This window comes from Actinomycetes bacterium, from assembly GCA_036510875.1.
In the GTDB taxonomy this organism is placed as follows: Bacteria; Actinomycetota; Actinomycetes; order Prado026; family Prado026; genus DATCDE01.
In genome coordinates this window covers 1-10,410 of sequence record DATCDE010000195.1, presented here as the reverse complement: position 1 = coordinate 10,410, position 10,410 = coordinate 1, and the positions used below count along the sequence as shown (strand labels likewise).

The 10,410-nt window shown below is 72.1% G+C and carries 10 protein-coding genes and 1 pseudogene; 10 read left to right on the top strand and 1 reads right to left on the bottom strand.

Annotation, left to right across the window (positions count from 1 at the left end; translation table 11 throughout):
• The first annotated feature begins 135 nt into the window (after nt 1-135).
• The 3 genes from pyrE to VIM19_11540 are packed head-to-tail and all read left to right on the top strand — an operon-like array spanning nt 136 to nt 2,021.
• Nucleotides 136-681: an orotate phosphoribosyltransferase gene (pyrE, locus tag VIM19_11550; GenBank protein HEY5185511.1), complete on the top strand. Its 546-nt coding sequence runs from the start codon at nt 136-138 to the stop codon at nt 679-681.
• A 48-nt stretch (nt 682-729) separates the two neighbouring features.
• Complete coding sequence (locus VIM19_11545; GenBank protein HEY5185510.1) at nt 730-1,467, top strand: hypothetical protein; 738 nt, start codon at nt 730-732, stop codon at nt 1,465-1,467.
• Nucleotides 1,464-2,021 carry a LemA family protein gene (locus tag VIM19_11540; GenBank protein HEY5185509.1) on the top strand — a complete coding sequence of 186 codons (558 nt, stop codon included), beginning with the start codon at nt 1,464-1,466 and terminating at the stop codon, nt 2,019-2,021. Before VIM19_11545 ends, VIM19_11540 begins: the two co-directional genes overlap by 4 nt.
• A gap of 13 nt (nt 2,022-2,034) precedes the next feature.
• On the opposite strand, the gene VIM19_11535 is transcribed toward VIM19_11540, so the two are convergent.
• Entirely contained in the window at nt 2,035-2,670 is a 636-nt protein-coding gene (locus tag VIM19_11535) for a VTT domain-containing protein (protein HEY5185508.1), read from the bottom strand.
• A gap of 40 nt (nt 2,671-2,710) precedes the next feature.
• Between VIM19_11535 and VIM19_11530 the strand changes: the two genes are divergently transcribed.
• The 7 genes and pseudogenes from VIM19_11530 to VIM19_11500 all read left to right on the top strand — a co-directional run bounded on the left by VIM19_11530 (nt 2,711) and on the right by VIM19_11500 (nt 10,249).
• A complete protein-coding gene (locus VIM19_11530; protein HEY5185507.1) occupies nt 2,711-3,400 on the top strand; it encodes a TrmH family RNA methyltransferase in 690 nt (229 codons plus the stop codon).
• Nucleotides 3,397-4,773, top strand: a pseudogene (locus VIM19_11525) (FAD-dependent oxidoreductase). The gene VIM19_11530 and the pseudogene VIM19_11525 overlap by 4 nt, the downstream one beginning before the upstream one ends.
• Before the next feature lie 68 nt (nt 4,774-4,841).
• Nucleotides 4,842-5,873 (top strand): class II fructose-bisphosphate aldolase, encoded by a 1,032-nt coding sequence (fbaA, locus tag VIM19_11520; GenBank protein ID HEY5185506.1) that lies wholly within the window; start codon nt 4,842-4,844, stop codon nt 5,871-5,873.
• A gap of 15 nt (nt 5,874-5,888) precedes the next feature.
• Nucleotides 5,889-6,302 (top strand): DUF3151 domain-containing protein, encoded by a 414-nt coding sequence (locus VIM19_11515; protein ID HEY5185505.1) that lies wholly within the window; start codon nt 5,889-5,891, stop codon nt 6,300-6,302.
• Nucleotides 6,303-6,443: 141 nt separating this feature from the next.
• Nucleotides 6,444-7,427 carry a helix-turn-helix domain-containing protein gene (locus VIM19_11510; protein HEY5185504.1) on the top strand — a complete coding sequence of 328 codons (984 nt, stop codon included), beginning with the start codon at nt 6,444-6,446 and terminating at the stop codon, nt 7,425-7,427.
• 73 nt (nt 7,428-7,500) lie between these two features.
• Nucleotides 7,501-8,787 (top strand): adenylosuccinate synthase, encoded by a 1,287-nt coding sequence (locus tag VIM19_11505; protein ID HEY5185503.1) that lies wholly within the window; start codon nt 7,501-7,503, stop codon nt 8,785-8,787.
• 112 nt (nt 8,788-8,899) lie between these two features.
• Nucleotides 8,900-10,249, top strand: coding sequence for an aspartate aminotransferase family protein (locus VIM19_11500; protein ID HEY5185502.1), 1,350 nt, complete (start codon nt 8,900-8,902; stop codon nt 10,247-10,249).
• The last annotated feature ends 161 nt before the right edge of the window (nt 10,250-10,410 follow it).

Sequence of the window (10,410 nt, the reverse complement as noted above, 5' to 3'; positions counted from 1 at the left end):
CATCCGTTACCCGAAGGCCGCGTAACCATGTTCGGAAGACCGTCGATAAGCCGTGTGCGGGAAAACCGCACGCACGGTTTGAAAGGGGGATGGGGAACCAGGGCCGCTACGCGGCTCCTGCGCCCCTGACTACCAATGACCGACTCAGACGCCCATGGCCGCCTGCTGGAGCAGATCACCGCGAAGGCGGTCGTGCACGGCCGGGTGGTGCTGTCCTCCGGCCGGGAGGCCGACTACTACGTCGACCTGCGTCGGGTCACCCTCGACGCGGCGGCGGCCCCTCTGGTCGGGGAGGTGATGCTCGACCTCACGGCGGACCTGGACTTCGATGCCGTGGGCGGGCTGACGCTCGGGGCCGACCCGGTGGCCACCGCGATGCTGCACGCCGCCGCCGCCCGGGGGCGCCGGCTGGACGCGTTCGTCGTCCGCAAGGAGGGCAAGCCCCACGGGCTGCAGCGCCGGATCGAGGGACCGGACGTCGTCGGCCGGCGGGTGCTGGCCGTCGAGGACACCTCCACCACCGGGGCCAGCGTGCTGGCGGCGGTCGAGGCGTTGCGCGAGGCGGGGGCGGAGGTCGTCGGGGTCGCCGTCATCGTGGAGCGGGGCGCCGCCGGGGCCGTCGCGCAGGCAGGCCTGGAGTACCGCGCGGCCTACTCGCTGGCAGACCTGGGCCTGCGGTGAGCGCAGGCCTGGGCTGAAGCGGGGCCCGCTCGGTGCCGATGGGATGACGTGAGCAGCCTACTGCCGGTCGTGTTCGTCGTCGGGGTGACGGCGCTCGTCGCGCTGGCCGCGTACAGCTGGTGGGCCGACCAGCGCCGGCGCGAGCAGCTCATGGCGTTTTGTCGGTCCAAGGGCTGGTCGTTCGCGCCCGAGGACCCCTCGCTCGTCGGCCGGTGGACCGGGACGCCGTTCGGCCAGGGCGAGCGCCGCCGGGCCCGCCGGGTGGTCACCGGGACCGACCGGGCCCGTTCCATGGTCGCCTTCGACTACTCCTACGTCACCTCGAGCACGGACTCCAAGGGGCAGCGCTCCGAGACGACCCACCGCTTCGCGGTCGTGGCCCTCGCGTTGCCCACCTGGCTGCCCCGGCTGCAGCTGACACCGGAGAGCCTGCTCTCCCGGGCCGCCGCGGCCGTCGGCCTCGACCCGGACATCGAGCTGGAGAGCGAGGACTTCAACCGGCGCTACCGGGTCTCGGCCCGGCAGCCGAAGTTCGCCTCCGACGTGCTCACTCCGCGCACCATGCAGGCCCTGCTGGCCAGGCCGGCCACGGCGATGCGCATCGACGGTAACGTGCTCATGAGCTGGGCGAGCGGCCAGCTCGAGCCGGTCGGGCTGCTGTCCCGGCTGGCGACCCTGCACGCACTCGTTGATGGGATTCCCGGGTTCGTCTGGAAGGACCACGGCTACGATCCGGGGGTCGGGCCATCCACTGTGACCCCCCAACCGGGAGGTAGTGCCCCGTGAACGCTGTATGGGTCGTGATCGCCGTCGTGGTCGTGCTCGGGGGCGGCCTGGCGGTGTCGTACAACCGGTTCGTCCGGCAGCGCAACCTCGTCCAGGAGTCCTGGCGGCAGGTCGACGTCGAGCTGAACCGACGGCACGACCTGGTCCCGAACCTGGTCGAGAGCGTCAAGGGCTACGCCGCCCACGAGCGGCAGACGCTGGAGGCGGTGACCCAGGCGCGGGCGCTGGCGGCGGCGCCCGGCTCCGGGCCGTTGGAGCAGGCCGAGCAGGAGGGCGCGCTGTCCCGCGCCCTGCGTCAGCTGTTCGCGGTCGCGGAGTCGTACCCCGACCTCAAGGCCAGCGCGAACTTCCTGGACCTGCAGCGCCAGCTGGCCGAGACCGAGGACCGGATCGCCGCCGGACGCCGGTTCTACAACGCCAACGTCCGGGCGCTGAACACCCGGGTGGAGTCGTTCCCCTCCGCGCTGACCGCCAAGCTGTTCGGCTTCAAGCAGGCCGAGTACTTCACTGCGGACGACCCGCAGATCCGGGCCACCCCGCAGGTCTCGTTCTGACTTCTGCCGAGAGTCAGGCCTCGGCCTCGCCCGCCGGCTCGCGGCGGTGGCGGCGCAGCTCGAACCAGATCGGGACGACCGAGAGCAGCACGATTCCGACGGCGATGAGGTCGATGTTGTTCTTGATGAAGGTCACGCTGCCCAGCCGGTAGCCCAGCAGCGTGACCCCGGTGCCCCACAGCACCCCCCCGACGACCGACCAGGCGGCGTACGACCCGAACGGCATCCGGCCCACCCCGGCCATCGCCGTGATGAAGGTCCGCACGATCGGCACGAACCGGGCCAGCACGATGGCGCGGGCGCCGAACCGGGCGAAGAAGTGAGCCGTCCGGTCCACGTACTCCTGCCGGAAGAAGCGGGAGTCGGTGCGGTTGAACACGCTCGGGCCGAACTTGTAGCCGATCCAGTAGCCGGTGAGGTTGCCGGCGACGGCGGCCAGCGAGATCAGCGCGGCGGTCAAGGCGATCGGGGTCTTGATGAACCCGCTCGCGACCAGCAGACCGGCGACGAACAGCAGCGAGTCGCCGGGGAGGAAGAACCCCACGAGCAGCCCGCACTCGGCGAAGACCACGGCGAGGATGGCGAGGAGCGCCCACGGGCCGAGGGACTGCAGGAAGGGCTGCGGGTCGAGCAGCGCGAGGGTGTTCACCCTGTCGAGGGTACGTGGAGTGATCTGGCAGGCTGCACGCGTGTCCGACGAGGAGCCGCCGCTGACCGTGGACGCTGCGCCGGTCGGCGTCGGGCCGTGGAGCGGCCCCTGGCCGGACGACGACCGCTACGACCCGGACCTGCTCGCCGACGGCGACCGCCGCAACGTGGTCGACCGGTACCGGTACTGGCGGGTCGAGGCGATCGTCGCCGACCTCGACCGACGGCGGCACCCGTTCCACGTGGCGGTGGAGAACTGGGGGCACGACCTGAACATCGGCTCGGTGGTGCGGACCGCGAACGCCTTCCTGGCCGCCGGGGTGCACATCGTCGGACGGCGTCGGTGGAACCGGCGCGGCGCGATGGTCACCGACCGCTACCAGCACGTGCGCCACCACCCGGACGCCGTTGCGCTGGCGGCGTGGGCGTCGTCGTCCGGGCTGCCACTGCTCGGGGTGGACAACCTGCCGGGTGCGGTGCCGCTGGAGACCTACGACCTGCCGCGGGGCTGCGTGCTGGTCTTCGGCCAGGAGGGCCCGGGGCTGTCGGAGCCGATGCGTGGGCACTGTGTCGACGTCCTCTCGGTGGCCCAGTACGGCTCGACCCGCTCCATCAACGCCGGCGCGGCCGCCGCGATCGCGATGCACGCCTGGGTGCGCCGGCACGAGTTCGGGCAGCTGCCCGGCTCGACCGACCCGGGGTCGCCGGCCGTTGGCATGCTGCCGTCATGACCGAGCGACTCGTCGTGGTCGGCGCCGATGCTGCGGGGATGTCCGCGGCGTCGCAGGCCCGTCGGATGAGGGGGGCCGACGATCTGCGGATCGTGGCCTTCGAGCGCAGCACCCACACCTCCTACGCCGCCTGCGGCATCCCCTACTGGGTGTCCGGTGACGTGTCCGGCCCGGAGGCCCGGGTCGCGCGCTCCCCCGAGCAGCACCGGTCCCGGGGCATCGACCTGCGCACGAGCACCGAGGTGGTGGCCTTGGACGTGGCTGCCGGGACGGTGACCGCCCGCGACCTGGCCACCGGGGCCGAGGGAGACGCTGGCCTACGACCACCTCGTGCTGGCCGCCGGGGCGAGCCCGCTGCGGCCGCCGGCGCCCGGCATCGACGCGGTCGGGGTGTACGGCGTCCAGACCCTGGACGACGGGGCGGCGCTGCTGGCCGGCCTCGAGGCGCTGGGCGAGGGGACCCGGCGGGCGCTGATCATCGGCGGCGGCTCCATCGGCATCGAGATGGCCGAGGCGATGTGCAGCCGCGGTCTCGAGGTCACGGTTGTGACGATGGGCGCGGAGCCCATGGACACCCTCGACCCGGACATGGGTCGGCTGGTGCACGAGGCCATGGTGGGCATGGGCATCGACGTGCGCACGGCGACCACGATCGAGGCCCTCGAGACCGACGCGGCCGGTCGGGCGGTCGGCGCCCGGGCGGGCGGTGAGCTGTTCGCGGCCGACCTGGTCGTGCTGGGCACCGGGGTGCGGCCGAACGGCTCTGGCCGCCGCAGCCGGGCTGCCGCTGGGCCAGTACGGGGGTTTGCTCACCGACCGCCGGATGCGTGTGCAGGGGTTCGACAACCTGTGGGCCGGGGGCGACTGCGTCGAGGTGCACGACCCGGTCTCCAGCCAGCGGGTGGCGGTGGCCCTCGGGACGCACGCGAACAAGCACGGGCAGGTCATCGGCACCAACGTCGGCGGCGGCTACGCGAGCTTCCCCGGGGTGGTGCGGAGGCGATCAGCAAGGTGTGCGACCTGGAGATCGCCCGGACCGGGCTCCGCGAGGCGGACGTGTTGCGGCCGGGTTCGAGCCGGTGAGCGTGCGCGTGGGGTCGAGCACCCGGGCCGGGTACTACCCAGGTGCCCAGCCGCTGACCGTGAAGATGATCGCGGAGCGGCGCACCGGCCGGCTGCTCGGCGTCCAGATCGTCGGCCGGGAGGCGGCGGCCAAGCGGATCGACGCGGCGGCGGTCGCGTTGTGGAACCGGATGACGGTGGAGGAGATGACCGCCCTCGACCTCGGCGACGCCCCGCCGTTCTCCCCGGTGTGGGACCCGGTGCTGATCGCGGCCGGCAAGGCCGTGGAGGCGGTCAACCGCACCCGCTGATCGCCACGCTTCGGGTGGACGTGGAAGGATCGAAGCGTCCCGTCGGACCCGAGCAAGGAGACCCCGCGATGCCCATCGCATCCCCCGAGGCGTACGCCGAACTGATCGACCGGGCCAAGGCGGGTGCCTTCGCCTATCCGGCGATCAACTGCACGTCGTCCCAGACCATCGTGGCCGCGATCCGCGGCTTCGCCGAGGCGGAGAGCGACGGCATCGTCCAGATCTCGTGGGGCGGCGCCGAGTTCGCCTCCGGGCAGCTGGTCAAGGACATGGTCACGGGCGCCGTGGCGCTGGCCGAGTTCGCCCACGTGGTGGCCGCGAAGTACGACGTGCAGATCGCGCTGCACACCGACCACTGCCCGCCGACCAAGCTGGACGGGTACATGCGCCCGCTCATCGACGTGTCTGCCGAGCGGGTCGCCCGCGGGCAGGAGCCGCTGTTCCAGTCGCACATGTGGGACGGCTCGGCGGTGGCGCTGGGCGAGAACCTGGACATCGCGTCCGAGCTGCTGGACAAGTGCGCCGCCGCGCGGATCATCATGGAGCTCGAGATCGGTGTGGTCGGTGGCGAGGAGGACGGCATCGAGGCCAAGCACGACGCGAAGCTGTACTCCACCCCGGAGGACGCGATCGCGACGGCGGAGAAGCTGGGCCTCGGTGAGCGCGGCCGGTACATGGTCGCGGCCACGTTCGGCAACGTGCACGGGGTGTACAAGCCGGGCAACGTGGTGCTGCGGCCGGGCATCCTCAAGGAGCTGCAGGACGCGGTGGCGGCGAAGTTCGGGCTGCCGGAGGGCTCCAAGCCGTTCGACCTGGTGTTCCACGGCGGGTCCGGGTCGCTCCTGTCGGAGATCCGCGAGGCGCTCGACTACGGCACCGTGAAGATGAACGTGGACACCGACACCCAGTACGCGTTCACCCGGCCGGTGGCGGACCACATGTTCAAGAACTACGACGGCGTCCTGAAGATCGACGGCGAGGTCGGCAACAAGAAGCTGTACGACCCGCGCGCCTGGGGCAAGGCCGCCGAGGCGGGCATGGCCGCCCGGGTCGTGCGGGCCTGCGAGGACCTGCGCTCCGCCGGCACTCGAATCCACTGAGGGCACGATCCGACGATGAGCACGGAGAACCTGCTGGCCGGGCCACCACCGACCTACCTTCCGGCGGACCAGGAGCCGGCGGATCGCTTGGCCGGCGGCGCGGAGCCCGCCTCGGTGGCGGCCGACCACCCGACGTCCTCCTTAGCCTGGGCGGTGCTGGCCGAGCGCGCCCTGGCTGCCGGCCAGCCGGTCACCGGGTACGCGTTCGCCCGCACCGGCTACCACCGGGGGCTGGACCAGCTGCGACGAGCGGGCTGGAAGGGCCACGGGCCGATCCCCTGGGAGCACGAGCCGAACCGGGGATTCCTGCGGGCCCTCGCCGCGCTGTCCCGGGCCGCGGACGCGATCGGTGAGACCGACGAGGCCGAGCGCTGCTCGGCGTTCCTCCGCGACAGCAGCAGCGAGGCGGCTCGCGCCCTGCTCGGTTGACCGGCAGACCCGGCCGGACATCGGACCCGCGCGACCCGACGGAGGCATCCCCCGCTTGCCTCCTCGGGTCCCCGGCTGAGCCTGCCTGTCCCATCTCCGTGCCGCCTGGCCGCGAGCGGCCATTGTCACTAACCTGCCGATATGAGTTCGCCGTTGGAGCCCTGGGGCGTGGACGACGAGGCCGAGGCCGTCTACCGCGTCGCGCTCCGCCAGCCCGGTTGGACGTCGGACGAGGTGGCGTTCGACCTCGGTCGAGCGCCCGCTGCGGTGGCCGAGGACCTCCGGCTGCTCGCCGGTCTCGGCCTGGTCCGGCTGGACGACGGCGACCGGATCGCGCCCCGCCCGCCGGTGCAGGCCCTGGGCGCGCTGCTGGCCCGGGAGCAGGATCGGATGACCCAACGTCGCCGCGAGCTGACCACCGCCCGGCTGGCGGTCGACACCTATGCGCTGGAGCACCTGGCCGGCGTGGGGTCGCGCCGGCTCGACTACAGCATCGAGGTCGTCCCGGTCGACGACACCCTCGCCCTCACCGAACGCCTGACCGAGCAGTCGGTGGGGACGATCCGGGTCTTCCTCCACCCGAGCAGCTGGCCCCGGGTGGTCCGCCCGGGCATGCGCGACCTGAACCGTCGGGTGCTGCGCTCAGGTCGCCGCTTCCACACCCTCTTCGACGCTCAGCTGCTCCAGGAGCCGCAGGCGCTCGAGATCGCCCGGGAGTGGCTGGCCCTCGGCGATCGCATCCGGGTGGCAGCCGAGCTGCCCGCCCGGCTCATCCTGTTCGGCGCGGACGCCGCTTTGGTGAGTGTGCCGTGGGGGGATCCGGGCGGCTCCGACGCGATCATCCAGCAGCCGGAGGCGATCCGGCTGCTCGGCTGGGCGTTCGACCGGGTGTGGGAGGGGGCCCGACCGCTGCCGGTCGGGGGCCGGGACGAGGATGACGTCGACCGGGACCGCCGCCGGGTGCTCGAGCTGCTCGCCCTCGGGGCGAAGGACGAGGCGATCGCCCGACACCTCGGGGTGTCGCTGCGCACGGCACGTCGCCGGGTGGCGAACGTCTTCGACGAGCTCGGCGCCGCGACCCGCTTCCAGGCCGGGGTTGAGGCGGGCCGCCGGGGGTGGGTGTGACCGGGACCGCCGTCGAGGTGCTGCTCCGGTAGCCTGCGAACGGTCGTCGTCCGACGGCCGGAGAGGGGACGACGTGCCTGCGATCGTGCTGGTCGGCGCCCAGTGGGGCGACGAGGGCAAGGGCAAGGCCACCGACCTCCTGGGCAGCGCCGTCGACTACGTCGTCCGGTTCAACGGGGGCAACAACGCCGGCCACACCATCGTGGTGGCCGGCGAGAAGTACGCCCTGCACCTGCTGCCCACCGGGATCCTGACCCCCGGCGTCGTCCCGGTCATCGGCAACGGAGTGGTCATCGACCTGTCCGTGCTGTTCCGGGAGATCGACGACCTCCAGGCGCGCGGGGTCGACACCTCCCGGCTCGTGGTCAGCGCCAACGCCCACCTGATCCCCCCGTACAACCGCACTCTCGACAAGGTGGCCGAGCGGTTCCTCGGCAGCCGCCGGATCGGCACGACCGGACGCGGCATCGGGCCTACCTACGCGGACAAGATGAACCGGATCGGCATCCGGGTCCAGGACCTGTTCGACGCCAAGATCCTGCTGCAGAAGGTCGAGGGTGCCCTCGACCAGAAGAACCACCTGCTCGTGAAGGTCTACAACCGCCGGGCCATCACCGCGGAGGCGGTGACCGAGGAGCTGCTCTCCTATGCCGACCGGCTGCGGCCCATGGTGGTCGACGCCGGGCTGCTGCTGTCCCAGGCCCTGGACGACGGCCGCACGGTGCTGCTCGAGGGCGGCCAGGCCACCCTGCTGGACGTCGACCACGGGACCTACCCGTTCGTGACGTCGTCCAACGCCACCGCCGGCGGGGCCTGCACCGGCTCCGGCGTGCCCCCCACCCGCATCGACCGGGTGATCGCCGTGGCCAAGGCCTACACGACCAGGGTGGGCGAGGGGCCGTTCCCCACCGAGCTGTTCGACGCGGACGGCCAGCGGCTGCTCACCATCGGAGGCGAGTTCGGCACCACCACCGGGCGGCCGCGGCGGTGCGGCTGGTACGACGCCCCGGTCGCCCGCTACGCCGCCCGCATCAACGGGGTGACCGACTTCGTGCTCACCAAGGTGGACGTGCTCACCGGCTTCGAGCGGATCCCGGTGTGCGTGGCCTACGAGGTGGACGGCGAACGGGTCGACGAGCTGCCGGTGTCGCAGACCGACTTCCATCACGCCAAGCCGGTGTACGAGGACCTGCCGGGGTGGACCGAGGACCTGTCGCAGGCCCGCACCCTGGCCGACCTGCCGGCCACCGCCCGGTCGTACATCGACTTCCTGGAGAGCATCTCGGGGGCGCCGATGTCAGCGATCGGGGTCGGTCCCGGGCGGGACCAGACGATCGTCGTCCGCGACCTGCTGGGTTGACAGGGTGTCGGCCTTGGCCGGCTCCGCCTGACAGGCCGCTCGTCGCGCGCTCGACGCTGCGCTCCTAGGCTGGAGGCCACCACCGATCCAGCGTTGATCCAAGGAGTGCGCCATGCCCGTTCCGACCCCTGACCCGGCCCGCGGCGCCGAGGTCTACGCCCTCGACCGCGCGCACGTCTTCCACTCCTGGTCCGCGCAGAAGCCGCTCGACCCGATGGTCGTGGCCGGCGGCGAGGGCAGCTACGTCTGGGACTACGACGGCAACCGGTACCTGGACTTCTCCAGCCAGCTGGTCAACGTGAACATCGGCCACCAGCACCCCAAGGTGGTCGCCGCGATCCAGGAGCAGGCGGCCAAGCTGGCCACCATCGCGCCGCAGCACGCCAACGAGGCGCGCGGCGAGGCCGCGAAGCGGATCGCTGGCCTCGCCCCGGAGGGCATGAACAAGGTCTTCTTCACCAACGGCGGCGCTGACGCCATCGAGAACGCGATCCGGATGGCCCGGCTGCACACCGGCCGGCCGAAGGTGCTGTCCACCTACCGCAGCTACCACGGCAACACCGGCGCCGCGATCAACGCGACCGGCGACCCCCGCCGCTGGCCGAACGAGTACGCCGATGGGCACGTGCACTTCTTCGGGCCGTATCTGTACCGGACGTCGTTCTGGTCGACGACGCAGGCGCAGGAGTCGGAGCGGGCGCTGCAGCACCTCGAGCAGATCATCCAGTTCGAGGGCCCGGCGACGATCGCCGCCGTGCTCATCGAGAGCGTGCCCGGCACGGCCGGCATCCTGGTGCCCCCGCCCGGCTACCTCGAGGGCGTCCGGGCACTCTGCGACCAGTACGGCCTGGTGTTCATCGTCGACGAGGTCATGGCCGGCTTCGGGCGCACCGGAAGGTGGTTCGCCTTCGAGCACTTCGGCGTGACGCCGGACCTGATCACCTTCGCCAAGGGCTCGAACTCCGGCTACGTCCCGGTCGGCGGCGTCGTGATCAGCGACCCGATCGCCGCCACCTTCGACGAGCGGGTCTTCCCCGGCGGCCTCACCTACTCCGGCCACCCGCTGGCGGCCGCGTCCATTGTCGCGTCCATCGACGCGATGAAGGAGGAGCGCATCGTCGAGAACGCCGCGCACGTCGGCGAGACCGTGCTCGGCCCAGGCCTGCGTGAGCTGGCCGAGCGGCACCCCGTGGTGGGCGAGGTCCGGGGCCTGGGCGTCTTCTGGGCCGTCGAGCTGGTCTCGGACCGGGCGACCCGAGCCATGCTGGCCCCCTACGGCGGCAGCTCCCCCGCCATGAACGAGCTGGTCGCGGAGGCCAAGAAGCGCGGCCTGCTGCCGTTCACCAACTTCAACCGGATGCACGTCGTCCCCCCGTGCACGGTCTCGGAGGCGGAGGCCAAGGAGGGCCTGGCCATCCTCGACGAGGTTCTCACGGTCGTCGATCGGCACTACACCGGGTGAGCGGCCGCCCGGGCCGCCGATAGGGTCGGGCTCGTGGTGCGTCCTGAAAGTTGGATCAGGCCTGCGGGTGTGAGTCCCGCCTGGGTAGGTACCGGAGCGCCCAGTAGCAGACCCCGGTTCGTTGGAGAGATCTGGCGGGCTGAGCGGGGTGTCGAGAGCCT

What these genes read in the sequence shown, in the direction of transcription:
- pyrE (HEY5185511.1), top strand. Translation starts at nt 136, where the DNA reads ATGACCGACTCAGACGCCCATGGCCGCCTGCTGGAGCAGATCACCGCG.
- VIM19_11500 (HEY5185502.1), top strand. Translation starts at nt 8,900, where the DNA reads ATGCCCGTTCCGACCCCTGACCCGGCCCGCGGCGCCGAGGTCTACGCC.
- fbaA (HEY5185506.1), top strand. Translation starts at nt 4,842, where the DNA reads ATGCCCATCGCATCCCCCGAGGCGTACGCCGAACTGATCGACCGGGCC.
- VIM19_11510 (HEY5185504.1), top strand. Translation starts at nt 6,444, where the DNA reads ATGAGTTCGCCGTTGGAGCCCTGGGGCGTGGACGACGAGGCCGAGGCC.
- VIM19_11515 (HEY5185505.1), top strand. Translation starts at nt 5,889, where the DNA reads ATGAGCACGGAGAACCTGCTGGCCGGGCCACCACCGACCTACCTTCCG.